Origin of the sequence: Pseudomonas sp. VA159-2 (assembly GCF_024126635.1) — a bacterium.
GTDB lineage: Bacteria > Pseudomonadota > Gammaproteobacteria > Pseudomonadales > Pseudomonadaceae > Aquipseudomonas > Aquipseudomonas muyukensis.
Map to the genome: position 1 here is coordinate 74,591 of NZ_JAMYBV010000016.1, position 26,149 is coordinate 100,739.

The window sequence follows — 26,149 nt, forward strand, 5'->3', positions numbered from 1 at the left end:
CAACGCGCTGGCCATTATTTGTCCGGCACCAGGCGCAACGTGCTCTGCGCCGGGATCACCCCCATCCGCGCCTTGTGGTAGCGCCCGTCGATGTAGTCCTGCGCCTGGTCGCCATAGTGCCGGTCGAACGGCACGCCGCTCTGCCCGACCGGGTTGATGGTCAACGCCGCGCCGGCGTCGGCGAAGTCGATCAGGCGCCGGGTGGATGGTCCGTAGGTGACCGGCCAGGGCGCCGGGCCGATCTTCGCCGACAGGTTGTTCGGCACCTCGTGGCTCCCCGGCGCGGCGTAGGGGCCGACATTGAACAACAGGTTCAGCGGCTTCTTCACGCCCAGCGGATGGTTGTGGGTGAGGGTGTGGGCCTTGCCCCATTGCCAGCTGGCCGGGTCCTTGCCCAAGGTCGCGCGCAGGTGCTTGAGGCTGCGCTGCCAGGCCAGGCGCACGATGGCGTTGCGATCGGTGTGTTCGTTGCTACCGCTCAGGTTCCACCAGGGCGATTCAGGATCGGCAGCCAGGCGAGGCAAAGCAGCGTCGATGGCACGGGTACTGATAAGCACCGCGAACCAGGTATCACCGAGTTCGTCGTGCAGGGCGGCGAACGCCAGCTCGTAGAGGAACTGGTTGAACAGCGTGGCGCTGGTGGAGTCCAGCGGGTAGTCGCCGCGCCAGGCCGCCAGTTGCTCGACCAGTTCTTTCTCTTCGTCGCCCTGGGCGACGTTGCGCAAGGTGCCGAGCAGCGGTGCCAGCATACGCGGGCCATAGTCGGTGCTGGTGTCCAGCTGCAGGGCCTGGCTGTTCTGGGTGTCCCACTTGATGTCCGGGTCGTGTAACAGGCGATCGAGTTGGCGCCCCCGGTCGGCCAGGTTGTAGTAGCCGGGCACGGGCAGTGCGCCCGGTGGCTGGTAATTGGCCGAAACGATGTAGCCACTGGCCGGGTTCTCCTGCTGCGGATTGGCGCTGAACGGGTAGAAGCCCGGCTTGTCGGCCTGGCCGCTGGCGCCATCGAGAATGAACGCCGGGTTGACGCCGTCCGGGCGGATTGGCAGCCGCGCCGCCGCCCACCAGCCGATATCGCCGCGGGCATTGGCCCATACCAGGTTCAGCCCCGGTGCCTGGACCTTGGCTGCCGCCTCGCGCATCTTGGCCAGGGTGTCGGCGCGGTTGATCTGGTAGAAACCCTCGAGTATCGGGTTGTCAGTTTCCAGGAAGGCCCACCACATGGCGATGGGCGTCGGGCCAGCGGTGTCGCCGAGCACGCTGTTGACGATCGGGCCGTGGGGCGAGCGGCGCAAGGTGATGCTGGCCGGCTCCGCGTCCTTGACCGCGATTTTCTGCTCGGACTTCTCCAGTGGCTGCCATTTGCCGTCGACCATCACCTGCTCGGGGTCCTGCGGATTGGTCCGCTCCGCGATCAGGTCGACGTCGTCGTTCTGGAACATGGTCAGGCTCCAGCCGAACTCGCGGTTGTGGCCAAGCAGGGCGAACGGGTTGAGGGCCTGGAAATAGCCATACAGGCTGAAGCCTGGCGCCGACAGCTCGGCCTCGTACCACACCGCCGGCACGGCGAAGCTGATATGTGGGTCGCCGGCCAGCAACGGCCGGCCACTGTGGGTACGGCTGCCGGCCACGGCCCAGGCGTTGCTGCCCTCGAACTGCGGGATGCCGGCATCGCCCAGGGCATCCTGGCTGAGCCGCGCCAGTCGTTCCAGGCCGCGCCAGTCAGCGCCGGCCAGGGGCGAGCCCAGGGCACCGTCGGCTTGCCAGTCGAGGTCGAAGATCTTCAGGTATTCGGCGCCGAGCTGGTCGCGGATGTAGGTCAGCGCCGGCTCGGTGCGAAACGCCGCGGCAAAGCTGTAGGCCAGGTAACCGGCAATGCTCAGGGTGTCTTCGGCGTTGAAAGGCCGTGGCGCGATGCCGAGCAGGTCGAACTCCATCGGCTTAGGGTGGCTGGCCTGCCACTGGTTGATGCCATCCAGGTAGGCCTGCAGCGCCTGCCAGGCCGGCGCTTGCGGGTCTTGTCGCTGCACCATCAGCGCCGCCTGGTCGCGGATGCGCAGGCTGCGGAACAGGGTATCGGTGGCCAGCAGCTTGGCGCCCAGCACCTCGGCCAGTTCGCCGCGGGCCAGGCGGCGCATGATTTCCATCTGGAACAACCGGTCCTGGGCGTGCACGTAGCCCAGGGCGCGATAGAGGTCGGCCTGGTTCTGCGCTTGCAGGTGCGGTACGCCACGGGCGTCGTAGCGCACGCTGACCGGTGCCTGTAGCCCGGCGACGGCCACTTCGCCCTCACGTTGCGGCTGCTTGCCCTGCACGTACCAGTAACCGGTGCCGGCGGCGGCCACGGCGATCACCACCGCCAGCAGGGTCAGGCTGCGCTTCATCGAAACTCCTTGTGCATTCGAGGGTTAAATGTGGTCCGATCATCGACGCAATCGCGAACTGAGCATAGTCCCCTGACAGGAGTTTCCATGTCCCTCAGCGAAAAACAGAAGATGTTGGCCGGCCAGCTCTACCATGCCGGTTGTCCCGAACTGCAGGCCGAACAGATCGCCAACAAGCACTGGATGCACCGCTACAACAGCAGCGTCGAGTTGCTCAACGACGCGCGCCACGCCCTGCTGCTCGAGCATTTCGGCCAGGTCGGCGACGGTGCGGTGATCCGCCCGCCGTTCCATTGCGACTACGGCTACAACATCAGCATCGGCGCCAACAGTTTCATGAACTTCAACTGCGTGATCCTCGATGTGCTGCCGGTGCGCATCGGTGCCGACTGCCAGATCGGCCCGGCGGTGCAGATCTACACCGCCGACCACCCCATGGACGCGGAACTGCGCCGCAGCGGCCTGGAAAGCGGGCGGCCGGTGAGCATCGGCGACAACGTGTGGATCGGCGGCGGGGCGATCATCCTGCCCGGGGTGAGCATTGGCGATAACGCCGTGGTCGGCGCCGGCAGCGTGGTGACCCGCGATGTGCCGGCGGGGGCGGTGGTGGTGGGCAACCCGGCGCGGCAGCGTCAGCCGGCCCAGGGGCAGTAGCAGCCCAGCGCGAGGGTGTTGGAGGCCTGGACCCGGCGCCCTTGTTCCAGTGCCTTGAGGATCGGCTCGATGAAACTGTTGCTCGAGTTGCACACCGCGCCTTCGCTGTAGGGGCCGAAATAGGCGAGATTGCCTGCGTGGTCCCAGATCGCCACGGCGGGCGTGGCGGGCAGCCGTTCACTGCCGGGCAGGCTGGCCAGGGGCTTGAGGGCGGTGAGGTTGGCGGGGAGCTGGCCGTGGCTGGCGGGTTTTTGCACCACGTAAAAGCGCACGCCCCGTGGGACGAACTGCGCGACCAGCTCGCCCAGGTGCTGCTGGTTGCCGACATTGCAGGGGCAGGCCGGGTCCCAGAAATGCACCACGCGGATCGGGCCGGGGCCAGCCAGCTCGGCTGGCAGGCGCAGTTGGCTGCCATCGAAGAAGGTCGCCTGGTTGTCGAACGGGCGCAAGTAGCGGCGCTGGAAGCTGTCGTAGGCCCACCACAGGGCGGCAGCGCAGAGCAGCAGTGCAAGAAGTGTGAGCAATCGCTTGGCCATAGGTGCCTTGGCGCGCTGTGCGTGGGAGCGGGCTTGCCCCGCGATGGCCGCTGTTCAGCCATCGTCCCCAGCAGGTCGCGTGGTTCGTTGAAAAAGGCGCCAAGCTTGCCATGGCGCGGCCCAGAGCTGAATATCGCAGATCAATACTCGCTGCACTTCGGATCTACCATGCCTGCCAGTTTTCACCCCGACCTGCTGCGCACCAGCCTGTCGCCCCTCACCGCGCGCCAGCCGTTGTCCGCCCAGGGCCAGGCCTACCAGCGCTTCTACGGCCTGGACCTGCCCGTGCACAGCTGGCTGGGCGGTTTCCAGGCGGCAGGCTTCGACCTGGTCGGCCAGGCCTGGCTGCCCGAGCAGGCGCAGGCCACGCTGTTCCTGCTGCACGGCTACTACGACCACATGGGCCTGTACCGTCATGTGATCGCCTGGGCGCTGCGCCAGGGTTTTGCGGTGATCGCCTGCGACCTGCCGGGGCATGGCTTGTCCAGTGGCGAGCGGGCCAGCATCGACGACTTCGGGCGTTACCAGCAGGTGCTCGATGCCTTGTTCGAGCAGGCGCGCCAGCTCGGCCTGCCGCGGCCTTGGCACCTGTGCGGGCAGAGTACCGGTGGGGCGATCGTGGTCGATCATCTGTTGCTGCATGGCGAGCAGAGCCCGGCGGACGGCGAGGTGATCCTGCTGGCGCCGTTGGTTCGCCCGCGCGCCTGGCACTGGTCCAAGCTCAGCTATTGCCTGCTGCGTCACTTCGTCAACGGTATCGAGCGGCGCTTCAGCGAGAACACCAACGACCCGGCCTTCCTGGCGTTTCTCCAAGCCGACCCCTTGCAGCCACGGCGCCTGCCGACCGCCTGGGTCGGGGCATTGGTGCAGTGGATCCGGCGTATCGAGGCGGCGCCGCGCAGCCCGCGGCGACTGCTGATCGTCCAGGGCGAGGCGGACGGCACGGTGGACTGGCCCTACAACCTGCAGGTGCTCAAGGCCAAGTTCGCCGAGCCGCAGATCCTCATGCTGCCCGAGGCGCGGCATCACCTGGCCAATGAACTGCCCGGCATTCGCCAGCGTTACTTCGACTTCATCGGCCAGCGCCTGGGCTGATCACTTCAGCTCGGCGGCGTTCTGGCCCACCGCCAGGGCGGCGCGCACCGCGCTCACCGCGGCCTTGTAGTAGGCCTGGCCGTCGCTGGACTCGGCGAAGCTGGCGAATTGCTCGAGCTCGGCATCGGAGAGGTCGCGGTAGACATACAGCAAGGTGTTGTTCAAGTCTTCGCCCACTTGGTTCATCAGCCGTTGGCGCTGGCCGTCGAGCAGGTTCTGGGCCTGGCCGCCGCCAAACAAGCCAGGCAGCATCGAGCTGAGGCTGTCGGCGGCCACCCCGGCGATGGCCAGGCTGACTTCGGCACCGGCTTCGCGCGCGGGCAGGGCCTGGGCCAGGTGGCCGACGATCAGCAGGCGGTTGTCGCTGGCCTGGATCTTCGGCAGGCCCTTGGCGTTCTTCGCCAGCTGGTCCTTGCGCGTGGCCAGCAGCTCGGCGGCCACCACCTTGCGCCCCAACGGCGACTGGAAGAACGCCAGGGCCGGCGTCGGGTTGCCCAGGTTGGCGCGCAGTTGCGCCTGGGCGCGACGATCCATGGCCTGGGCCTGGAAGCGCTGGTTGCTGTTGTTGACCAGGGCCTGGTAGACGGCAGGCGGCAGGCTGTTGCGGTAGCGCTGCTGGGCGGCGCTCACGGCATCGTTGAAATGGGCGCGCTGGTCGGGCCAGCCGGCGGCCTTGTACAGTTGGTCGAGGCTGTCTGCCCAGACAGGCATGGTGCAGGTCAGCAGCACTAGCAGGGAAAACAAACGGCGCATTCAGGACTCCTGTCGGCAGGCGGCTATTGTCCGTGGCGTGGCGGGGCTTTGTCGAGACGCCAATGGCGGTTCCTGACCAAGTGGCGCTGTGCGAGTGACGGGCGAATGGATATGATGCGCCATGCACAATCCTTCCGAACATTCGCTGCTGTCGGCCATCGTCGACGACCTGGCCGCCCGTGGCTGGTCGCAGCAATCCCTATTCCTGCCCGCCGAGCTGTCGCGCGCGCTCGCCGCCGAGTGCCGACGCCGCTACGCCGAAGGTGAGCTCAACCCGGCCGGGGTCGGGCGCGGCGCCGCGCAGGAGATCCGCGAGGCGATTCGCGGCGACCAGATCCAGTGGATCGACCCTGGGGAATCGGACGTCTGCGACCGTTACCTGGAGAAGATGGATGGCTTGCGCCAGGCCATCAACCAGGGGTTGTTCCTGGGGTTGGAGGATTTCGAATGCCACTTTGCCTTGTACCCGCCGGGGGCGTTCTACAAACGTCACCTCGATCGCTTCCGCGACGATGACCGGCGCATGGTCTCCGCCGTGCTCTACCTCAACGAGGGCTGGCAGGCGGACGACGGTGGGCAGTTGCGCATGTTCCTGGCCGAGGGCGTCGAGCACGACGTGCAGCCGCTCGCCGGTAGCCTGGTGGTGTTCCTCTCCGGCGATGTGCCCCATGAAGTTCTGCCGGCCGGGCGCGAGCGCCTGTCGTTGACCGGCTGGTTCCGGCGCCGTGGCAATGACCCGTTCTGAGCAGCCGAAGGTGCTGGTCAGCGCCTGCCTGCTGGGCCAGCCGGTGCGCTACGACGGCCGGGCCAGTGGCCATCCCGACCTGCTGCAACGCTGGCAGGCCGAGGGCCGGGTGGTGCCGTTGTGCCCGGAGGTTGCCGGTGGCTTGTCGACGCCACGTCCGCCCGCGGAGATTGCGGGCGGGCAGGGTGGGCAGGTGCTGGACGGGCAGGCCCAGGTGCTGACCGTGACGGGCGAGGACGTCAGTGCGGCGTTCATGGCCGGGGCGCAACTGGCGCTGGCGCTGGTGCGCCGGCATGGCATCGGCGTGGCGGTGCTCAAGTCTGGCAGCCCGTCGTGCGGCAATCGGTTGACCTATGACGGCAGCTTCACGGGCATGAAGGTGACGGGGGAAGGGGTGACCACGGCGTTGCTGCGACGCGAAGGGGTGCTGGTGTTCAGCGAGTTGGAGCTGGACCAGGCCGCGCAGGCCCTGAGCCACGCCGAACTGTAGGCGCCAGCCTTGCTGGCGCACGGCTTCACAGCGTTTTCAGGGCTGTTCGCCAGCAAGGCTGGCTACGGGATCGGTGGCGTGGCGCCTACGGGAACCACTTCTGTTCCAGCTCGGCCAGGCGTCCATTGTCCTTGAGTCGCTGCAAGGCATTGTTCAGCGCGCTTTCGAACGCCGGATTGTCCTTCTGGAATGGAATCACCAGGTGCTGGTCGCCAAAGGGTTGGCTGGCGCTCAACGCGGGTGGGCGTTGGTTTTCTGTATCGGGCTTGTCGACCGTGATGTCGACCTTGCCGCTCTCCACCCCCGCCAGCGCTTGCGCAGCGGGCGTTTCGATGAACTCGGCGCGCAGGTCCAGTTCCCGGGCCAAGGCCTGGCCAAGCTCGATATCGAAGCCGGTCAGGTGTTCGTCCTGCTTGAAGGCATAGGGCGCGGCGTCGCTTTGTACCGCTATGCGCAACTCCCCCCGGTCGTTGATTTCATCGAACAGTTCGGCCTGGGCCAGTGGAGTGAACAGTGCTGCCAGCAGTACGCCAATGGTCAAACGCATGAGAGCCCCTTTGTTGTTTGGCAGGAGGGTTTCATCCGCCGGCGCTTTGTGCGTGCGCCGGTCGAACGCAGCCTATGACCTCGGCCCAAGCCTTATGTTTGCCATGGTGCGCAAATATTTGCGCGGCGATTTTTGAACCACTCCAGGTGCAGGTGGACTATGGTGAAGTACCGCTGCACTTCGTTTAAGCGATAGCGGTCAATTGAAGTGAATCACAGGAGAAGTGAATGAAAAGCCTATTTTCGCGTGCTGCCGTCGCCGGTCTGCTGATGGGGGTATCGGTGTTCGCCAGTGCCGCGGATGCCCTGAAGAGCCAGCAGCCACCGGAAGGCGCCAAGGTCTTCATCGTTTCCCCGGCCGACGGGGCCACGGTCGACAAGACCTTCACCGTCAAGTTCGGCATCGAAGGCATGGGCCTGAAGCCCGCCGGCGACCAGACCCCGCACACTGGCCACCATCACCTGCTGGTGGATGTCGACAAGGCTCCGCTGGCCGACCAGCCGCTGCCCACCAGCCTGATGCCGGAGAACAACGCCCCGCTGCCGGCCGGCCCGCAGGTGCTGCACTTCGGCAAGGCGCAGACCGAGACGACCGTTACCCTGACCCCAGGCAAGCACACCCTGCAACTGGTGCTGGGCGACATGTACCACGTGCCGTTCAAGCCAAGTGTCGAGTCGCAGAAGATCACAGTAGACGTGAAGTAAGCGTGTAGGAGCCAGCCTTGCTGGCGAACGCAAGGCGACGCCTTGCGCCTGCAACCGCCTCGCCTGTTTCGCCAGCAAGGCTGGCTCCAACAGGTGAAACCGAGGGCGCAAAAAAGGGAGGCCACCAGGGCCTCCCTTGTTCATGTCGCAGGAAAAATCAGAACAGAACGCGCGAGCGGATGGTGCCCTTCACGTGCTGCAGTTTTTCCTGGGCCAGGTCCGAGTACTCGGCGTCGACGTCGATCACCACGTAACCCACTTTCTCGTCGGTCTGCAGGAACTGACCGGAGATGTTGATGCCGTTCTCGGCGAACACCTGGTTGATCTCGCTGAGCACGCCGGGGATGTTTGCGTGGATGTGCAGCAGACGGTGCTTGCCCGGGTGCGCCGGCAGGGCCACTTCGGGGAAGTTGACCGACGAAACCGAGGTGCCGTTGTCGCTGTACTTGACCAGCTTCTCGGCCACTTCCAGGCCGATGTTGGCCTGGGCCTCGGCGGTGGAACCGCCGATGTGCGGGGTCAGGATCACATTGTCCAGGCCACGCAGCGGGCTTTCGAACTCTTCGTCGTTGGAGCGCGGCTCGACCGGGAACACGTCGATGGCGGCACCGATCAGGTGCTTGTCCTTGATCGCGGCGGCCAGGTGGTCGAGCTCGACCACGGTGCCGCGGGCGGCGTTGATCAGGATCGCGCCCTTCTTCATCGCGCGGATTTCCTTCTCGCCGATCATCCACTGGGTGGATGGCAGCTCGGGCACGTGCAGCGAGACGATGTCGGCCAGGCCCAGCAGTTCGTTCAGGCTGGGGACCTGGGTCGCGTTGCCCAGCGGCAGCTTGGTCAGCGGGTCGTAGAAGTACACCTGCATGCCCAGGCTCTCGGCCAGGACCGACAGCTGGGTGCCGATCGAGCCGTAGCCGACGATGCCCAGTTTCTTGCCACGGATCTCGAACGAGTTGGCCGCGCTCTTGATCCAGCCGCCACGGTGGCAGGAGGCGTTTTTCTCAGGGATGCCGCGCAGCAGCAGGATCGCTTCGGCCAGCACCAGCTCGGCCACCGAGCGGGTGTTGGAGTACGGCGCGTTGAACACGGCAATGCCGCGCTCGCGGGCAGCGCCCAGGTCGACCTGGTTGGTACCGATGCAGAAGCAGCCGACCGCGACCAGTTTCTTCGCACAGTCGAAGACCTCTTCGGTCAGCTGGGTGCGCGAGCGGATGCCGATGAAGTGGGCATCTGCGATCTTTTCCTTGAGTTCGGCGTCTGGCAGCGAACCGGTGAGGTACTCGATATTGGTGTACCCGGCAGCCTTCAGGGTATCCACCGCATTCTGGTGGACGCCTTCAAGAAGAAGGAACCTGATCTTGCTCTTGTCGAGAGAAGTCTTGCTCATCTGCGTAAACCTGTATCCCGGAGAAAAATGGCGAGGGGGGTGAAGCGGCGCGGCGTCGGCCTTAGCACGAACAGCGGGAGGGCTATGCTAGCATACGCGACTCAATCTGAGCTTATCCCGACAGGTGAAGCGTGCTCAGGGTGACTATGAATAAGTCGAGAGTTCCCGCGATGACCCAGTCCGTGGTAATTGATGAACTGATGACCCTGGTCGACCCTGGCAAGGTCCTCACCGACCCCGCCTCGCTCGACACCTACGGCAAGGACTGGACCAAGCACTATCCGCCCGCGCCCAGCGCCATCGTCTTCCCTAAATCCATCGAGCAGGTCCAGGCCATCGTCCATTGGGCCAACCGCCACAAGGTCGCCCTGGTGCCTTCCGGCGGGCGCACCGGGCTATCGGGCGCTGCAGTGGCCGCCCACGGCGAAGTGGTGGTGGCCTTCGACTACATGAACCAGATTCTCGCCTTCAGCCCATTCGACCGCACCGTGGTCTGCCAGCCCGGGGTGATCACTCGCCAGTTGCAGCAGTTCGCCGAGGATCAGGGGCTGTACTACCCGGTGGACTTCGCCTCCAGCGGCTCCAGCCAGGTGGGCGGCAATATCGGCACCAATGCCGGGGGGATCAAGGTGATTCGCTACGGCATGACCCGCAACTGGGTGGCCGGGCTGAAGGTGGTCACCGGCCGGGGCGAGTTGCTCGAGCTGAACAAGGATTTGATCAAGAACGCCACCGGCTACGACCTGCGCCAGCTGTTCATCGGCGCCGAGGGCACCCTGGGCTTCGTGGTCGAGGCGACCATGCGCCTGGACCGCGCGCCGCGCAACCTCACCGCCATGGTACTGGGCACGCCCGACTTCGACGCGATCATGCCGGTGTTGCATGCCTTCCAGGGCAAGCTCGACCTGACTGCCTTCGAGTTCTTCTCCGACAAGGGCCTGGCCAAGATCATGGCCCGCGGCGACGTGCCGGCGCCGTTCGCCACCCAATGCCCGTTCTATGCCCTGCTGGAGTTCGAGGCCAGCACCGAGGAGGTGGCCAACGAGGCGCTGGCCACCTTCGAGCACTGCGTCGAGCAAGGCTGGGTGCTGGACGGGGTGATGAGCCAGAGCGAGACGCAACTGAAGAACTTGTGGAAGCTGCGCGAATACCTGTCCGAGACCATCTCCCACTGGACCCCGTACAAGAACGACATCTCCGTCACCGTGTCCAAGGTGCCGGCGTTCCTGCGCGAGATCGATGCCATCGTCGGCGAGCACTACCCCTACTACGAAGTGGTCTGGTACGGCCATATCGGCGACGGCAACCTGCATTTGAACATCCTCAAGCCCGACGCCATGAGCAAGGATGACTTTTTCGCCTCGTGCGCCAAGGTCAACAAATGGGTGTTCGAGATCGTCGAGCGCTACAACGGCTCGATCTCCGCCGAACATGGGGTGGGCATGACCAAGCGTGACTACCTGGGCTACAGCCGCTCGCCGGAGGAAATCGCCTGCATGAAGGCGATCAAGGCAGTGTTCGACCCGAACGGCATCATGAATCCGGGTAAGATCTTCGCTCCCGAATAAAAAGCAGTGTTCACAGGAGTCGGCCATGAGTTACCAGCACCAGTACGTAGACGGCACGCGCATTCACTTCCCGCTGGGCAAGGTGGTGTGCATCGGCCGCAACTACGCCGAGCATGCCAAGGAACTGGACAACCCTATCCCCAGCGAACCGCTGCTGTTCATCAAGCCGGGCAGTTGCGTGGTGCCCCTGGAAGGCGGCTTCAAGATCCCCGCCGAGCGCGGTGCGGTGCACTACGAAGCGGAGATCGCCGTGCTGCTGGGCAAGCCGCTTTCCACTCATCCTTCCGAGGAAGAGGTGCTCGACGCCATCTCCGGTTTTGCCCCGGCGCTCGACCTGACCCTGCGCGACGTGCAGGCGAAGCTGAAGGAAAAGGGCCTGCCGTGGGAGCTGGCCAAGTGTTTCGACGGCGCCTGCGTGCTGCCGCCTTTTGTTTCGGCGGGTAGCTTCGAGGACCTGGCCGACATCGGCATTCGCCTGACCATCAATGGTCAGGTGCGCCAGGACGGCAACAGCGCGCTGATGCTCAACCCCATCGTGCCGATGATCCAGTACATGGCGGCGCAGTTCTCGCTGCAGGCCGGCGATGTGATCCTCACCGGCACTCCGGCGGGTGTGGGGCCGTTCACTGTGGGGGATGAGCTGGTGCTGGAGCTTCCCGGCGCCAGCCGCTTCGAAGGCCGGGTGCTCTGACCCGGCCTCGCCCAGGCCCTGGCAGGAGCCGGCTTGCCGGCGAACACCGGCATAGCCGGTGCCATCCTCCGTGTCGCCTGGTTCGCCAGCAACGCTGGCCTACAGGCTTTGCCTGTGCTTTTACCGTTTTTTCACACCTGATCCGGATAATGCGCGAAACTTCGCCCATTTCCCCAGGACCCTTGCATGCCGTCACCCACCAGCACTCCCGCATCCTCCAAGCGTCGCTTCTACCTGCGCTGGCCCTTCGGTCTGGCCGTGGCGGCGCTGATCGGCTACGGGGTGGTGATGGCCATGCACTGGGACGACCGTGGCCTGCTGTGGATAAAAGAAGGCTTCGAGAGCCAGGCCGAGCGCCAGGAAAGCATCTGGTTGCCAGACTATGTGGCAGACATCGATGCCAAGCCATTACCTGGCATGGAGCGTGACGAGGCGTCCGATCTGGCCTACAGCCCGCGAACCCGCACACTGTTCTCGGTAATGGGCAAGCATCCGTTCCTCGTCGAGCTGACCCTCGAAGGCGATGTCCTGCGCAAGATCCCCCTGGTCGGCTGGGCCAACCCTGAAGGCGTGGCGGTGCTCGAGGATGGCCAGATCGCGATCGTCGATGAGCGCCATCATGACCTGACGGTGGTCAAGGTGGATGCCAGCACTACCTCGCTCGACCGCGGCGACTACCCGAGCCATGACCTGGGTGATGCCGACAAGGGTAACAAGGGCTACGAGGCCATTGCCTGGGACGCGCCGCGTCAACGCCTGATCATTGGCGAGGAGCGTCCGCCGAAGCTGTACACCTGGAGCACCGATGGCCGCAGCCCCTTGCGGGGTGACAAGCAACCACTGCCCAACGACGAGCTGGACCTGCGCAACCTGTCGGCCCTGGGTGTCGACCCGCGCACCGGCCACTTGCTGGTGCTTTCGGCCGATTCCAACATGCTGCTGGAGCTGGACGAGAAGGGCGAGCAGGTCAGCTTCATGACCTTGCTGGGCGGCTTCAACGGCCTGAAGGACACCATCCCGCGGGCCGAGGGCGTGGCCATGGACGAGCAGGGCACGCTGTATATCGTCAGTGAACCGAACCTGTTCTATCGCTTCAGAAAACCCTGACAGCACCCTCAGCCATTGTCGGTGATGGCATTAAGCTTTGATTCAGTTGCGGGTGGTTAGATACGTGCTCTTCAAGCCGAGTCTGCCACCATGCGCCGTCCTTTTCGCCTGTTGCTTGCCTTCATCCTGTTCGTCCCCCTGCTGGTGCTGGGCGTGGCCGGCCACGAGTTGCGGCTGTTCGAGCGCGGCTGGTTCAACCTCAAGGCCTGGTGGCAGCCGGCCGAGCAGAGCATGGGCCTGGACCGTTACCAGGTGCTGATCGAGGCGCAGCCCGTCGCAGGGCTGGACGACGATATCTCGGCGCTGACCTATGACCCTGACCGCAAGAGCCTGTTCACCGTCACCAACGCCAAGTCGGAACTGATCGAACTGTCGCTGGACGGGCGCATCCTGCGGCGGGTACCGCTGACTGGCTTCGGCGACCCCGAGGCGGTGGAGTACGTGGGCCCCAACAGCTATGTGATCACCGACGAGCGCGAGCAGCGGCTGATACGTGTACGCCTGGACGACGATACCTTGTTCCTCGACGCCAACGATGCCGAGCAACTGTCCCTGGGCATTGGCCTGAACGGTAACAAGGGTTTCGAGGGGCTGGCCTACGACTCGGCCGGCAAGCGCCTGTTCGTGGCCAAGGAGCGCGACCCGATGATGATCTACGAGGTGCACGGCTTCCCCCACGACAATCCCGACAAACCCTATGCCGTGCACGTGGTGCAGGACCTCAAGCGTGACCGCCGGCTGTTCGTGCGTGACTTGTCCAGCTTGCAGTTCGACGAGCGCAGCGGGCACCTGCTGGCGCTGTCGGACGAGTCGCGGCTGGTGTTGGAACTGGATGTCGAAGGTCGGCCGTTGAGCACCCTGTCGCTGCGCAAGGGCTTTCAGGGCTTGCAGGCGACGGTGCCGCAGGCGGAGGGGATTGCGATGGACGAGGCGGGGACCATCTACCTGGTCAGTGAGCCGAACCTGTTCTACGTGTTCAAACAGCCGTGATGCCATCGCGGCGCAAGCCCGCCCGCACATTGCCTGTGGGAGCGGGCTTGCCTGGCCTGTTTACTCGGCCTTGAGGGTCTTCACGCCTTCAGCGGTACCCAGCAGCAGCACATCGGCTGGGCGCGCGGCGAACAGGCCGTTGGTGACCACGCCGACGATGGCGTTGATCTGGCTTTCCAGCGCCACCGGGTCGGTGATCTGCAGGTTGAACACGTCGAGGATGACGTTGCCGTTGTCGGTGACCACGCCTTCGCGATAGACCGGGTCGCCGCCCAGCTTGACCAGCTGGCGCGCGACGTGGCTGCGGGCCATCGGGATTACTTCGACCGGCAGCGGGAAGGCGCCGAGCACCGGCACCAGCTTGCTGGCGTCGGCAATGCAGATGAAGGTCTTGGCCACTGCCGCGACGATCTTCTCGCGGGTCAGGGCTGCGCCGCCGCCCTTGATCAGGTTGAGGTGGGCGTCGCTTTCGTCGGCGCCGTCGACGTAGAACTCCAGCTCGCTGACGCTGTTCAGCTCGTATACCGCAATGCCGTGGCCCTTCAGGCGCTGGGCGGTGGCTTCGGAGCTGGCGACGGCGCCGTCGAAGGCGCCCTTGTGCTGGGCCAGGGCGTCGATGAAGAAGTTGGCGGTCGAGCCGGTGCCGACACCGACGACGCTTTTGTCGTCCAGTTTCGGCAGGATGAGGTCGACGGCGGCCTGGGCGACGGCCTGTTTGAGTTGGTCCTGGGTCATGCGGGCTCCGGGAGGGGCGGGCGGATATCGAAAGTTGCCTAGTATAGCGGCTCGCGCGGCGTTGCTGTGGTCGCCCGACGTAGCGCTGCGGTAGACTCCCAGCCCTTGTCCCGCGGCCCAGTGAAGCTTTCCGATGCTCGAACAGTACGTCAAGAAGATCCTCACCTCGCGCGTCTACGACGTTGCCGTCGAAACCCCGCTGCACAGCGCCGGGCAATTGAGCAAGCGCCTGGGCAACACGGTGCTGCTCAAGCGCGAGGACCTGCAGCCGGTGTTCTCGTTCAAGATCCGTGGGGCCTACAACAAGCTGGCGCAGCTCAGTGCCGAGGAACTGGCCCGCGGCGTGGTCACCGCCTCGGCCGGCAACCACGCCCAGGGCGTGGCCCTGGCGGCCCGAGAGCTGGGGATCAAGGCGACCATCGTGATGCCCAAGACCACCCCGGAAATCAAGGTCGAAGGCGTGCGTTCGCGTGGCGGCAAGGTGGTGCTGCACGGCGACTCCTTCCCCGAGGCGCTGGCCTACTCGCTGAAGCTGGTCGAGGAAAAAGGTTTTGTCTACATCCACCCCTACGATGACCCGCACACCATCGCCGGGCAGGGCACGGTGGCCATGGAAATCCTGCGCCAGCACCCGGGCCAGCTGGACGCGATCTTCGTGCCGGTCGGCGGCGGCGGCCTGATCGCCGGCATCGCCGCCTACGTGAAGTACCTGCGCCCGGAAATCAAGGTGATCGGTGTCGAGCCGGACGACTCCAACTGCCTGCAGGCCGCCATGGCCGCCGGTGAGCGCGTGGTGCTGCCCCAGGTCGGGCTGTTCGCCGATGGCGTGGCCGTGGCGCAGATCGGCCAGCACACCTTCGACATCTGCCGCCATCACGTGGACGAGGTGATCACCGTCAGTACCGACGAGATCTGCGCGGCAATCAAGGATATCTACGACGATACCCGCTCGATTACCGAACCTGCCGGCGCCCTGGGCGTGGCCGGGATCAAGAAGTACGTCGAGCTCAAGGGCGTTGCCGGGCTGACCCTGGTGGCCATCGACTCAGGCGCCAACGTCAATTTCGACCGCCTGCGCCACGTGGCCGAGCGCGCCGAGCTGGGCGAGAAGCGCGAGGCGATCATCGCCGTGACCATCCCCGAGCGCCCGGGCAGCTTCAAGGCCTTCTGCGAGGCCATCGGCAAGCGCCAGATCACCGAATTCAACTACCGCAAGCACACCTCCGACGAGGCGCACATCTTCGTCGGCGTGCAGACCCACCCGGAAACCGACCCGCGTGCCGCCTTGGTGCAGCAACTGGGCGCGCAGGGCTTCCCGGTGACCGACCTGACCGACAACGAACTGGCCAAGCTGCATATCCGCCACATGGTCGGCGGCCACTCGGCCGGGGCCAGCGACGAGATGGTGCTGCGCTTCGAATTCCCCGAGCGCCCGGGTGCGCTGTTCAACTTCCTCAACAAGCTGGGTGGGCGCTGGAACATCTCGATGTTCCACTACCGCAACCACGGCGCCGCCGATGGCCGCGTGGTCGCGGGCCTGCAAGTGCCGGAGGAAGAACGCCACCTGGTGCCGGCGGCACTGGCCAAGATCGGCTACCCCTACTGGGACGAAACCGAGAACCCGGCGTACCGGCTATTCTTGGGCTGAATACGCCACAGGCCCCGTGGGAGCGGCGGCACGCCGATGCGACGTGCCCCGCGATGCGGCCATCAGCAAGAAGGACGAACGCAAAATGGAACACCTGACCACCCTCAAGACCCTGCACATCCTTGCCACCGCCGTGCTGTTGCTCGGCGCCCTGGGCCTGGCGCTCTGGACCTGGCGGGCCCGCCGCAAGGGTGATAGCGAGGCCTATGCCAAGCTGCTGCGCCGGCCGCTGCTGTTCGTCTGGCTACTGATGGGCCTGTGCCTGGTGAGCATGCCGTTCACCGGCTGGTGGCTGGTGCACCTGGTGGGTTGGCCCCTGGGGCAGACCTGGGTGCTGGCTTCCAGCGTCATCTACAGCGTTGGCGCGTTCGCCGTGTGGTGGTTGCTGGTGCGCCTGAACCGCCTGCGCAAGGCCGAGGCGGTGGGCCTGAAATTCACCTTGGCGCTGGCGCTGTTCAGTGGTGTGTGCTTTCTGTCCATCGCCGGCCTGATGGGCGCCAAGCCAGTCTGAAGGCCTGCTTGCATCTGGAAGAGCCAGCCTTGCTGGCGCGCTCGACGGCGATTCGCCAGCAACGCTGGCTCTTGCCGTGCAACACGGCGTTTTCAGCGCGCCGCAGATAAGCGTGGCCGGCGCGTTGCTGCGCGCTCGGGCTTTGTGGAACAATGCGGCGACATGCGTTTGCGAGGTTGCTGCCGTGATCGACCCGGATGGTTTTCGCCCCAATGTCGGGATCATTCTTACGAATGATGCCGGGCAGGTGCTATGGGCTCGGCGGATCAACCAGGATGCCTGGCAGTTTCCCCAGGGTGGCATCAACCCTGATGAAACGCCGGAAGACGCCCTGTACCGCGAGTTGAACGAAGAAGTGGGCCTGGAGCGCGAGGATGTGGAAATTCTTGCCTGCACCCGTGGCTGGTTGCGTTATCGTTTACCCCAGCGCCTGGTGCGTACCCACAGCCAGCCGCTGTGCATCGGCCAGAAACAAAAGTGGTTCCTGCTACGCCTGGTGAGCAACGAGCAACGGGTGCGCATGGACCTCACCGGCAAACCGGAATTCGACGGCTGGCGCTGGGTCAGCTACTGGTATCCGCTGGGCCAGGTGGTGACATTCAAGCGCGAGGTGTACCGACGCGCCCTGAAAGAGCTAGCCCCGCGCCTGCTGACGCGCGACTGACGACGGAGTCCGACCCCGAGCCATGCTCAATACGCTGCGCAAGATCGTCCAGGAAGTGAACTCCGCCAAAGATCTCAAGACGGCGTTGGGGATCATTGTCTTGCGCGTCAAGGAAGCCATGGGCAGCCAGGTCTGCTCGGTGTACCTGCTCGACCCGGACAGCAACCGCTTCGTGCTGATGGCCACCGAGGGCCTGAACAAGCGCTCCATCGGCAAGGTCAGCATGGCCCCCAACGAGGGCCTGGTCGGCCTGGTCGGCACCCGCGAGGAGCCGCTCAACCTGGAGAACGCCGCCGACCACCCCCGCTACCGCTACTTCGCCGAGACCGGCGAAGAGAAATTCGCCTCCTTCCTCGGTGCGCCGATCATCCACCACCGCCGGGTGGTCGGGGTGCTGGTCATCCAGCAGAAGGAGCGCCGCCAGTTCGACGAGGGCGAGGAAGCCTTCCTGGTCACCATGAGCGCCCAGCTCGCCGGGGTGATCGCCCACGCCGAGGCCACCGGCTCGATCCGTGGCCTGGGGCGCCAGGGCAAGGGCATTCAGGAGGCGCGCTTCGTCGGCGTGCCGGGTTCGCCCGGCGCGGCGGTCGGCCGTGCCGTGGTGATGCTGCCCCCCGCCGACCTGGAAGTGGTGCCGGACAAGACCGTCGAGGACATCGACAACGAACTGAAGCTGTTCAACAACGCCCTCGAAGGCGTGCGCGAGGACATGCGCAAGCTGTCGGCCAAGCTGGCCACCCAGCTGCGCCCCGAGGAGCGCGCGCTGTTCGATGTGTACCTGATGATGCTCGAGGACGCCGCCCTCGGTGGCGAAGTGATCGAGGTCATCAAGACCGGCCAGTGGGCCCAGGGCGCGCTGCGCCAGGTGGTCGGCGAGCACGTCAACCGCTTCGAACTGATGGACGACGACTACCTGCGCGAGCGTGCTTCCGACGTCAAAGACCTCGGCCGGCGCCTGCTCGCCTACCTGCAGGAAGCCCGCTCGCAGTCGCTGGTGTACCAGGACAACACCATCCTGGTCAGCGAGGAGCTGACCCCGGCCATGCTTGGCGAGGTGCCGGAAGGCAAGCTGGTGGGCCTGGTGTCGGTGCTCGGCTCGGGTAACTCCCATGTGGCGATCCTCGCCCGGGCCATGGGCATTCCCACCGTCATGGGCCTGGTCGACCTGCCGTATTCGAAGGTCGATGGCATCGAGCTGATCGTCGATGGCTACAAGGGCGAGGTGTTCACCAACCCCGGCGAAGTGCTGCGCAAGCAGTACAGCGACGTGGTCGAGGAGGAGCGCCAACTGGCCCGGGGCCTCGACGCCCTGCGCGAGCTGCCGTGCATCACCCCCGACGGCCACCGCATGCCGCTGTGGGTCAACACCGGCCTGCTCGCCGATGTCGCCCGCGCCCAGCAGCGTGGCGCCGAGGGCGTTGGCCTGTATCGCACCGAAGTGCCGTTCATGATCAACCAGCGCTTCCCCAGCGAGAAGGAACAGCTGGCGATCTACCGCGAGCAGTTGCAGGCCTTCCACCCACTGCCGGTGACCATGCGCAGCCTCGACATCGGCGGCGACAAGTCGCTGTCGTACTTCCCGATCAAGGAAGAGAACCCGTTCCTTGGCTGGCGCGGCATTCGCGTGACCCTCGACCACCCGGAAATCTTCCTGGTGCAGACCCGCGCCATGCTCAAGGCCAGCGAGGGCCTGAACAACCTGCGCATCCTGCTGCCGATGATTTCCGGCATCCACGAGCTGGAAGAAGCCCAGCACCTGATCCACCGCGCCTGGGGCGAGGTGCGTGACGAAGGCACCGATGTGCCGATGCCGCCGGTGGGGGTGATGGTGGAGATTCCGGCCGCGGTCTACCAGACCCGCGAGCTGGCGCGCCAGGTGGACTTCCTGTCGGTCGGCTCCAACGACCTGACCCAGTACCTGCTGGCGGTGGACCGCAACAATCCACGGGTCGCCGACCTGTACGACTACCTGCACCCGGCGGTGCTGCAAGCGTTGCAGACGGTGGTCAGCGTCGCCCACGAGGAGGGCAAGCCGGTGAGCATCTGCGGCGAGATGGCCGGGGACCCGGCGGCGGCGATCCTGTTGATGGCCATGGGCTTCGACAGCCTGTCGATGAACGCCACCAACCTGCCGAAGGTTAAGTGGATGCTGCGCCAGGTCAACCTGGGCAAGGCGCGCGAGTTGCTGGCCGACGCCATGAGCCACGACAACCCGCAAGTTATCCACAGCTCGTTGCAGTTGGCGCTGAAGAACCTTGGCCTGGCGCGGATGATCGGGCCGAACAAGACCCTTTGAGAGCCTGGGCCCGCTCTGCGGGCCTTTCGCCTACAGGCATCGCGTGCCCCTGTAGGAGCGACCTTGTGTCGCGATGGGCTGTATGGCAGCCCCATGGCATTCAAGCCAAAAGCTCCACTTCGCCCAAGTGTCCACCAAAGGGCCCGAAACTGCGCTCGACCATTCGCCGTCGCCCCTGGGCATCCACGATCAGCACCGTGCTTGCCCGCGTTCCATAATTTTGGCTGGCAATGAACACACTCGACAGCAGCTTCTCGGTCGCCAGCCCTACGCCCGTCTCCGGCAGTTCTCCCTCCGGCGCAGGCTCGCTATCGGCCAGTAACGCCAGCAACCGCTGTGGGTCCGCTGTCTCCAGCAGCCCATTCAATCCACTGCGCGCCTTCACCAGCTTCGGCCAAGGCGTATCCAGCCCGGCATTCGACAGTCCGTAGACCCCGGCGTCCAACAAGCGTGGCGCCGGCTCTCGACCATGCAGGTAACCCAGCCGCGCGCTGTCTCCCACCAGCAGGTTGAACCCCGCGTAGTGCCCGCTGCGGCTGGCCACTTGGTCCAGGTAGGCCTCGACCCCCAGCTCGCCTTGCAGGTACGCCGCCACCAACTCGCCCCGTGAGCGCGGCCCCACCGGCTGGCCTGGGTCGCGGATGTTGGTCAGCGCCGCGAAGCGCCCCGCCGGGCCGATGCCCAGCCAGGTGCCGCCGGCTTCCAGGTCGCGCCCGGCATGCACCCCCGGGGCATCCTCCCAGGCGGCCAGGGCCTGGGTCGGCCGGGCATAGAACTCGTCGCGGTTGGCCGCGACGATCAGCGGCAAGGCGTGTCCCGGCCGCCAGGCGAATACGATCAGGCACATAGGTTGTCCCCTGTGTTTTCGGCCACTCTACCCGCGCTGCCGGCCGCTATCCATCATCTGACACAGAGTTCACTAGAGCGCCGGGCTTGGCTTCCGTTACCATGCCGGATTGTTTTCCACAGGGGCGGCGAATGGAATTCGTACTGTATCTGCTGTTGGGCGCCTGCGCCGGAGTGCTGGCCGGGCTGTTCGGCGTGGGCGGCGGCATCATCATCGTGCCGGTGCTGGTGTTCAGTTTCACCCTGCAGGGCTTCGACCCAGCGGTGCTGACCCACCTGGCCGTCGGCACCTCGCTGGCGACCATCGTCTTTACCTCGATCAACGCCGTGCTCGAGCACCAGCGCAAGGGCGCGGTGCAGTGGCCGATCTTCGCCTGGATGACCCTGGGCATCCTGCTCGGCGCGCTGGTCGGGGCCAAGACCGCCTCGTTGATCCAGGGCCCGATGCTGCAGAAGATCATCGGCGTGTTCGCCCTGGTGATCGCCGTGCAGATGGCCCTGGACTTCAAGCCCAAGGCCAGCCGCGGCATCCCCGGCAAGCCGGGCCTGACCGCCGCCGGCGGGGTGATCGGCTGGGCCTCGGCGATCTTCGGCATCGGTGGCGGCTCCTTGACCGTGCCGTTCCTGACCTGGCGCAGCCTGCCCATGCAGCAGGCGGTGGCGACTTCGTCGGCCTGCGGCCTGCCGATCGCCCTGGCCAGTGCCCTGAGCTTCATGTGGCTGGGCTGGCACGAAACCCACCTGCCGGCGCACAGCCTCGGTTACGTATACCTGCCGGCGCTGCTCGGCATCGCCGTGACCAGCATGTTCTTCGCCCGCTTCGGTGCGCGCCTGGCGCACAAGTTGTCGCCGCGCCTGCTCAAGCGCCTGTTCGCCGCGTTGCTGTTCTGCGTCGGCCTGAGCTTCCTGATTTGAACCAAGAGGAATAACCATGCTGCCTTACCCGCAGATCGACCCCGTGGCCGTGGCCCTCGGGCCGCTGAAAATCCACTGGTACGGCCTGATGTACCTGATCGGCATCGGCGGCGCCTGGCTGCTGGCCTCGCGCCGGTTGAACCGCTTCGACCCGAGCTGGAACCGCGAGAAACTCTCCGACCTGGTGTTCTGGTTGTCGATGGGGGTGATCGTCGGCGGCCGCCTGGGCTACGTGCTGTTCTACGACCTGCACCAGTACCTGGCCAACCCGACGCTGATCTTCGAGGTGTGGAAGGGTGGCATGTCGTTCCACGGCGGCTTTATCGGCGTGATGCTGGCGGCGCTGTGGTTCGGCAAGCGCAACAACAAGTCGTTCTTCGAGCTGATGGACTTCGTCGCCCCGCTGGTGCCGATCGGCCTGGGCGCCGGGCGCATTGGCAACTTCATCAACGCCGAGCTGTGGGGCAAGGCTACCGATGTGCCATGGGCCATGGTGTTCCCGCCGTTCAGCGATCCGGCCCAGCTGCCACGTCACCCGTCGCAGCTGTACCAGTTCGCCCTCGAAGGTGTGGCATTATTCGCCATCCTTTGGCTGTACTCGCGCAAACCGCGCCCGACCATGGCAGTTTCCGGCATGTTCGCGCTGTTCTATGGCATTTTCCGCTTCATCGTGGAATTCGTGCGGGTGCCCGACGCGCAGCTGGGCTATATCGCCTTCGGCTGGCTGACCATGGGTCAGTTGCTCTGCGTGCCGATGATCGTCGGCGGCCTGTTCCTGATCTGGTGGGCCTACAACCGCAAACCGACGGCCAAGGCCACCGTTTGATTTTTCCGGCAGGGGCGATCCCCCTGCCGTTCTTGCTACAGGTAAGCCATGAAACAGTATCTAGACCTGGTGCGTGACGTCATCGACAACGGCACGCTGCAGCAGAACCGCACCGGCGTGCGCACCATCAGCCTGCCGGGCGCCATGCTGCGCTTCGACCTGCAAAAAGGCTTCCCGGCCATCACCACGCGCAAGCTGGCGTTCAAGTCGGCGATCGGCGAGATGGTGGGCTTTTTGCGCAGCGTGAAGAACGCTGGCGAGTTCCGCGACCTGGGCTGCAAGGTCTGGGACCAGAATGCCAACGAGAACGCCCAGTGGCTGGCCAACCCGTTCCGCCAGGGCCATGACGACCTCGGCGAGATCTATGGCGTGCAGTGGCGCCAGTGGCCGGGCTACAAGCGCATCCCGCTGAGCAACCCGGCGGCCATCGCGATGGCCGAACAGGCGGGCTTCCGCCAGATCGCCAGGGACGAGGAGGACGGCCAGGCGTTCGTCATCCTGTACAAGGCCATCGACCAGGTGCGCCAGTGCCTGGACACCATCGTCAACGACCCGGGCAGCCGGCGCATCCTGTTCCACGGCTGGAATTGCGCCCAGCTCGACGAGATGGCCCTGCCGCCGTGCCACCTGCTGTACCAGTTCCACCCGAATGTCGAGACCAGGGAAATCTCCCTGACCCTCTACATCCGCTCCAACGACCTGGGCCTGGGCACGCCGTTCAACCTCACCGAAGGCGCGGCGCTGCTGTCGCTGTTCGGTCGCCTGACCGGCTACACCCCGCGCTGGTTCACCTACTTCATCGGCGATGCCCATGTGTACGAGAACCACCTGGAGATGCTGGGCGAGCAGATGAAGCGCGAACCGCTGGCGGCACCGAAACTGGTGATCAGCGACCGCGTGCCGGCGTTTGCCGACACCGGCAAGTACGAGCCGCAGTGGCTGGAGAAGATCGAGCCGAGCGACTTCTGGCTGGAAGGCTACGAGCACCATGCGCCGATGACGGCGCCGATGGCGGTGTAGTTTTTCAGATCGCCGGGGCTGCCTTGCAGCCCATCGCGACACAAGGCCGCTCCCACAGGTATGGCGCAGAACCTGAAACTGCGCCGTACCTGTGGGAGCGGCATTGTGTCGCGAAAGGGGTGCGCAGCGCCCCCCCGTATTCAATGCCCGTGGCTTCTACCTACATGGGAGTGCTCGGTCTCCGGCACCGACACTGCCCCAGTGGTCTCCAACTGCTGCAGAATCGCGCACTCCGCCCCCTGGGCATTGCACTGGCGCCTCAACTCCACCAGCTGCGTCTGCAGCGCCAGCAACCCATCGATCCTTGCCTGCACATGCTCGATATGTGCGTCGATCAGCGCATTGACGCTGCCGCACGAGCCGTCCGGGCTGTCGCGCAGGTTCAGCAGGCTGCGAATTTCGTCCAGGGTCATGTCCAGGGTGCGGCAGTTGCGGATGAAGGTCAGCCGCTCGACATGCGCCTGGGTATACACCCGGTAGTTGCCGTCGCTGCGCGCAGGCTCTGGCAGCAGCTGTTCACGCTCGTAATAGCGAATGGTCTCGACCGCGCAGTCGGTGGCTTTGGCCAGCTCTCCGATCTTCATGATGGCAAATCTCCAGCAAGGGGCTTGACCCTATAGTGGCTACAGGGTGTTCACTTGGCAACAACCCTCCCCGTAGGAGCCGGCTTGCCGGCGAAGGCGTCAGCAGGAACGGCACCTTTGCCTGGGCGGACGCTTTCGCCAGCTAGGCTGGCTCCTACAGGAAGCAAGCACCCTTTAAGGACGATGCCATGAACCAGCCTGTCAGCCCCGAACACAAGCATGACCACGACCATGGTGAACAGGGCCATGACCACGCACCCCATGCGCACAGTTGCTGCGGCTCTCACGCCGCGCCGGCCAAGGTGCAACTGACCGAGAAGGCCAGCGACCAGGCGCGCCTCAGTCGCTTTCGCATCGAGGCCATGGATTGCCCCACCGAGCAGACCCTGATCCAGGACAAGCTGGGCAAACTGGCCGGCATCGAGCAACTGGAGTTCAACCTGATCAACCGGGTACTCGGTGTGCGCCACACCCTGGGCGATACCACCGAGATCGAGCGGGCCATCGACAGCCTGGGCATGAAGGCCGAGCCGCTGGCCGCCGAGGACGATGGCAGCGCCGTTGCGCCTCCGGCCGCCAAGACCCGCTGGTGGCCGCTGGCCTTGTCGGGGGTTGCCGCCATCGCCGCAGAGCTTGCGCACTTCTCCGGCAAGGCCCCGGAGTGGCTGGTGGCCGCGCTGGCCTTGGCCGCGATCCTCGGCTGTGGCCTGGGCACCTACAAGAAGGGCTGGATAGCCCTGAAAAACCGCAACCTCAATATCAACGCGCTGATGAGTATCGCCGTGACCGGCGCCGTGCTGATCGGCCAGTGGCCGGAAGCGGCGATGGTGATGGTGCTGTTCACCGTCGCCGAGCTGATCGAGGCGCGCTCGCTGGACCGCGCGCGCAATGTCATTGGCGGGCTGATGCAACTGGCGCCGGACATGGCCACCGTGCAGCAGGCCGATGGCCAGTGGCGCGAAGTCGATGTGCGCGAGGTGGCCATCGGTGCCCTGGTGCGGGTGCGCCCAGGCGAGCGTATCGGCCTGGATGGCGAGGTGGTCAGCGGCCAGTCCAGCGTCGACCAGGCGCCGATCACCGGTGAAAGCCTGCCGGTGGAGAAGGCCGTGGGCGACAAGCTGTTCGCCGGCACCATCAACCAGGCGGGTTCGCTGGAATACCGTGTCACCGCGGGCGCTGGCCAGTCGACCCTGGCGCGCATCATCAAGGCGGTCGAGGAAGCCCAGGGCGCCCGTGCGCCGACCCAGCGCTTCGTCGACCAGTTTTCGCGCATCTACACCCCGGTAGTGTTCGCCGTGGCCCTGGCCATGGCGGCGGTCCCGCCGCTGTTCATGGCCGGTGCCTGGTTCGACTGGATCTACCGGGCCCTGGTGCTGCTGGTGGTGGCCTGCCCGTGCGCGCTGGTGATCTCCACCCCGGTGACCATCGTCAGCGGCCTGGCCGCGGCGGCGCGCAAGGGCATCCTGATCAAGGGCGGGGTGTACCTGGAAGGCGGTCGCAAGCTGGACTACCTGGCCCTGGACAAGACCGGCACCATCACCCACGGCAAGCCGGTGCAGACCGACAGCCAGGTGCTCGACAGGCTGTTCGAAGACCGCGCCCAGGCCCTGGCCGCCAGCCTGGCGGCCCGCTCCGACCACCCGGTGTCCGGTGCCATCGCCTTGTTCGCCAAGGACCAGGGGCTGGTCCTGAGCGAAGTCAGCGAATTCGCGGCGCTGGCCGGGCGTGGTGTGCGCGGTGATATCGACGGTCAGACCTACCACCTGGGCAACCATCGCCTGGTCGAGGAGCTGGGTTTGTGTTCGCCGCAGTTGGAGGCGCAGTTGGACGTGCTGGAGCGCCAGGGCAAGACCGTGGTGCTGCTGCTCGACCGCAGTGGCCCGCTGGCGCTGTTCGCCGTGGCCGACACGGTCAAGGACAGCAGCCGCGAGGCGATAGCCGAGTTGCATGAGTTGGGTATCAAGACGGTCATGCTGACCGGCGACAATCCGCACACCGCCCAGGCGATCGCCGCCCAGGTGGGGATCGACCGCGCCGAGGGCAACCTGCTGCCGGCGGACAAGCTGGCCAGCATCGAAGCCCTGTACGCCCAGCAGCACCGTGTCGGCATGGTCGGTGACGGCATCAATGACGCGCCGGCCCTGGCCCGCGCCGAAATCGGCTTCGCCATGGCCGCCGCGGGTACCGACACGGCCATCGAGACCGCCGACGTGGCGTTGATGGACGATGACTTGCGCAAAATCCCGGCGTTCGTCAGGCTGTCGCGCCAATGCGGGGCGATCCTTACCCAGAACATCGTGCTGGCCCTGGGGATCAAGGCGATTTTCCTGGCGATCACCTTCGCGGGCATGGCCACCATGTGGATGGCGGTGTTCGCCGACATGGGGGTGAGCTTGCTGGTGGTGTTCAACGGCCTGCGCCTGCTGCGCAAGTAGCAGGGTAGGCGCGGATCTGTT

The 26,149-nt window shown here is 65.6% G+C and carries 25 protein-coding genes; 17 read left to right on the forward strand and 8 right to left on the reverse strand.

The window, feature by feature from the left end; all coding sequences use genetic code 11:
* Window positions 1-14: 14 nt before the first annotated feature.
* Window positions 15-2,381, reverse strand: a complete 2,367-nt coding sequence (locus NJG22_RS16730) for a penicillin acylase family protein (RefSeq protein ID WP_253096047.1) — start codon at window positions 2,379-2,381, stop codon at window positions 15-17.
* A gap of 87 nt (window positions 2,382-2,468) precedes the next feature.
* Here NJG22_RS16730 and NJG22_RS16735 point away from each other — a divergent pair, with 87 nt between their 5' ends.
* Window positions 2,469-3,035 carry a sugar O-acetyltransferase gene (locus NJG22_RS16735; protein ID WP_253096049.1) on the forward strand — a complete coding sequence of 189 codons (567 nt, stop codon included), beginning with the start codon at window positions 2,469-2,471 and terminating at the stop codon, window positions 3,033-3,035.
* Here the strand turns inward: NJG22_RS16735 and NJG22_RS16740 are convergent.
* On the reverse strand, window positions 3,014-3,571 hold the full coding sequence (locus tag NJG22_RS16740) for a DUF6436 domain-containing protein (protein ID WP_253096052.1): 558 nt from the start codon (window positions 3,569-3,571) through the stop codon (window positions 3,014-3,016). The two genes, NJG22_RS16735 and NJG22_RS16740, sit on opposite strands and share 22 nt — an antisense overlap.
* Window positions 3,572-3,739: 168 nt before the next feature.
* On the opposite strand from NJG22_RS16740, the gene NJG22_RS16745 reads away from it, so the two are divergent.
* Window positions 3,740-4,666, forward strand: a complete 927-nt coding sequence (locus NJG22_RS16745; RefSeq protein WP_253096053.1) for an alpha/beta hydrolase — start codon at window positions 3,740-3,742, stop codon at window positions 4,664-4,666.
* On the opposite strand, the gene NJG22_RS16750 is transcribed toward NJG22_RS16745, so the two are convergent.
* Window positions 4,667-5,419 carry a DUF2059 domain-containing protein gene (locus tag NJG22_RS16750; protein ID WP_217851931.1) on the reverse strand — a complete coding sequence of 251 codons (753 nt, stop codon included), beginning with the start codon at window positions 5,417-5,419 and terminating at the stop codon, window positions 4,667-4,669. It lies immediately after the preceding gene.
* A gap of 121 nt (window positions 5,420-5,540) precedes the next feature.
* On the opposite strand from NJG22_RS16750, the gene NJG22_RS16755 reads away from it, so the two are divergent.
* A complete protein-coding gene (locus tag NJG22_RS16755) occupies window positions 5,541-6,164 on the forward strand; it encodes a 2OG-Fe(II) oxygenase (RefSeq protein WP_253096055.1) in 624 nt (207 codons plus the stop codon).
* Window positions 6,151-6,654: a DUF523 domain-containing protein gene (locus NJG22_RS16760; RefSeq protein WP_253096057.1), complete on the forward strand. Its 504-nt coding sequence runs from the start codon at window positions 6,151-6,153 to the stop codon at window positions 6,652-6,654. The genes NJG22_RS16755 and NJG22_RS16760 overlap by 14 nt, the downstream gene beginning before the upstream one ends.
* Before the next feature lie 85 nt (window positions 6,655-6,739).
* Here NJG22_RS16760 and NJG22_RS16765 read toward each other — a convergent pair whose 3' ends face one another.
* Complete coding sequence (locus NJG22_RS16765) at window positions 6,740-7,201, reverse strand: transporter substrate-binding domain-containing protein (protein WP_253096059.1); 462 nt, start codon at window positions 7,199-7,201, stop codon at window positions 6,740-6,742.
* Window positions 7,202-7,428: 227 nt separating this feature from the next.
* On the opposite strand from NJG22_RS16765, the gene NJG22_RS16770 reads away from it, so the two are divergent.
* The gene (locus NJG22_RS16770) at window positions 7,429-7,905 is read left to right on the forward strand and encodes a DUF4399 domain-containing protein (RefSeq protein ID WP_253096062.1); all 477 of its coding nucleotides are present in this window, start codon (window positions 7,429-7,431) and stop codon (window positions 7,903-7,905) included.
* A 157-nt stretch (window positions 7,906-8,062) separates the two neighbouring features.
* On the opposite strand, the gene serA is transcribed toward NJG22_RS16770, so the two are convergent.
* Window positions 8,063-9,292 carry a phosphoglycerate dehydrogenase gene (serA, locus tag NJG22_RS16775; RefSeq protein WP_253096064.1) on the reverse strand — a complete coding sequence of 410 codons (1,230 nt, stop codon included), beginning with the start codon at window positions 9,290-9,292 and terminating at the stop codon, window positions 8,063-8,065.
* Window positions 9,293-9,462: 170 nt separating this feature from the next.
* Here serA and NJG22_RS16780 point away from each other — a divergent pair, with 170 nt between their 5' ends.
* The 4 genes from NJG22_RS16780 to NJG22_RS16795 all read left to right on the forward strand — a co-directional run bounded on the left by NJG22_RS16780 (window position 9,463) and on the right by NJG22_RS16795 (window position 13,648).
* Window positions 9,463-10,860 carry an FAD-binding oxidoreductase gene (locus NJG22_RS16780; protein ID WP_253096066.1) on the forward strand — a complete coding sequence of 466 codons (1,398 nt, stop codon included), beginning with the start codon at window positions 9,463-9,465 and terminating at the stop codon, window positions 10,858-10,860.
* A 25-nt stretch (window positions 10,861-10,885) separates the two neighbouring features.
* Window positions 10,886-11,551 (forward strand): fumarylacetoacetate hydrolase family protein, encoded by a 666-nt coding sequence (locus NJG22_RS16785; RefSeq protein ID WP_253096068.1) that lies wholly within the window; start codon window positions 10,886-10,888, stop codon window positions 11,549-11,551.
* A 186-nt stretch (window positions 11,552-11,737) separates the two neighbouring features.
* Window positions 11,738-12,658 (forward strand): SdiA-regulated domain-containing protein, encoded by a 921-nt coding sequence (locus NJG22_RS16790; protein ID WP_253096070.1) that lies wholly within the window; start codon window positions 11,738-11,740, stop codon window positions 12,656-12,658.
* Window positions 12,659-12,748: 90 nt separating this feature from the next.
* Window positions 12,749-13,648 (forward strand): SdiA-regulated domain-containing protein, encoded by a 900-nt coding sequence (locus NJG22_RS16795; RefSeq protein ID WP_253096073.1) that lies wholly within the window; start codon window positions 12,749-12,751, stop codon window positions 13,646-13,648.
* A gap of 60 nt (window positions 13,649-13,708) precedes the next feature.
* On the opposite strand, the gene rpiA is transcribed toward NJG22_RS16795, so the two are convergent.
* The gene (gene rpiA / locus NJG22_RS16800) at window positions 13,709-14,383 is read right to left on the reverse strand and encodes a ribose-5-phosphate isomerase RpiA (RefSeq protein WP_253096075.1); all 675 of its coding nucleotides are present in this window, start codon (window positions 14,381-14,383) and stop codon (window positions 13,709-13,711) included.
* Between the two features lie 133 nt (window positions 14,384-14,516).
* On the opposite strand from rpiA, the gene ilvA reads away from it, so the two are divergent.
* The 4 genes from ilvA to ptsP all read left to right on the forward strand — a co-directional run bounded on the left by ilvA (window position 14,517) and on the right by ptsP (window position 19,502).
* Window positions 14,517-16,031 carry a threonine ammonia-lyase, biosynthetic gene (ilvA, locus tag NJG22_RS16805; protein ID WP_253096077.1) on the forward strand — a complete coding sequence of 505 codons (1,515 nt, stop codon included), beginning with the start codon at window positions 14,517-14,519 and terminating at the stop codon, window positions 16,029-16,031.
* Window positions 16,032-16,116: 85 nt separating this feature from the next.
* Window positions 16,117-16,542 carry a DUF2269 domain-containing protein gene (locus tag NJG22_RS16810; protein ID WP_253096080.1) on the forward strand — a complete coding sequence of 142 codons (426 nt, stop codon included), beginning with the start codon at window positions 16,117-16,119 and terminating at the stop codon, window positions 16,540-16,542.
* A gap of 184 nt (window positions 16,543-16,726) precedes the next feature.
* On the forward strand, window positions 16,727-17,206 hold the full coding sequence (locus tag NJG22_RS16815; protein WP_029614755.1) for an RNA pyrophosphohydrolase: 480 nt from the start codon (window positions 16,727-16,729) through the stop codon (window positions 17,204-17,206).
* Window positions 17,207-17,228: 22 nt separating this feature from the next.
* Entirely contained in the window at window positions 17,229-19,502 is a 2,274-nt protein-coding gene (gene ptsP / locus NJG22_RS16820; protein ID WP_253096082.1) for a phosphoenolpyruvate--protein phosphotransferase, read from the forward strand.
* A 100-nt stretch (window positions 19,503-19,602) separates the two neighbouring features.
* On the opposite strand, the gene NJG22_RS16825 is transcribed toward ptsP, so the two are convergent.
* Window positions 19,603-20,349 (reverse strand): NRDE family protein, encoded by a 747-nt coding sequence (locus tag NJG22_RS16825; protein WP_253096084.1) that lies wholly within the window; start codon window positions 20,347-20,349, stop codon window positions 19,603-19,605.
* 131 nt (window positions 20,350-20,480) lie between these two features.
* Between NJG22_RS16825 and NJG22_RS16830 the strand changes: the two genes are divergently transcribed.
* Genes NJG22_RS16830 through NJG22_RS16840 form a run of 3 tightly spaced genes read left to right on the forward strand, consistent with a single transcriptional unit; the run spans window position 20,481 to window position 23,109 of the window.
* Window positions 20,481-21,263, forward strand: coding sequence for a sulfite exporter TauE/SafE family protein (locus tag NJG22_RS16830; RefSeq protein ID WP_253096085.1), 783 nt, complete (start codon window positions 20,481-20,483; stop codon window positions 21,261-21,263).
* Window positions 21,264-21,279: 16 nt separating this feature from the next.
* A complete protein-coding gene (lgt, locus tag NJG22_RS16835) occupies window positions 21,280-22,089 on the forward strand; it encodes a prolipoprotein diacylglyceryl transferase (RefSeq protein WP_253096087.1) in 810 nt (269 codons plus the stop codon).
* 48 nt (window positions 22,090-22,137) lie between these two features.
* Window positions 22,138-23,109 carry a thymidylate synthase gene (locus tag NJG22_RS16840; protein WP_253096089.1) on the forward strand — a complete coding sequence of 324 codons (972 nt, stop codon included), beginning with the start codon at window positions 22,138-22,140 and terminating at the stop codon, window positions 23,107-23,109.
* A 140-nt stretch (window positions 23,110-23,249) separates the two neighbouring features.
* On the opposite strand, the gene cadR is transcribed toward NJG22_RS16840, so the two are convergent.
* Window positions 23,250-23,693 carry a cadmium resistance transcriptional regulator CadR gene (cadR, locus tag NJG22_RS16845; RefSeq protein WP_253096091.1) on the reverse strand — a complete coding sequence of 148 codons (444 nt, stop codon included), beginning with the start codon at window positions 23,691-23,693 and terminating at the stop codon, window positions 23,250-23,252.
* Between the two features lie 188 nt (window positions 23,694-23,881).
* On the opposite strand from cadR, the gene NJG22_RS16850 reads away from it, so the two are divergent.
* Entirely contained in the window at window positions 23,882-26,128 is a 2,247-nt protein-coding gene (locus NJG22_RS16850) for a heavy metal translocating P-type ATPase (protein WP_253096094.1), read from the forward strand.
* The last annotated feature ends 21 nt before the right edge of the window (window positions 26,129-26,149 follow it).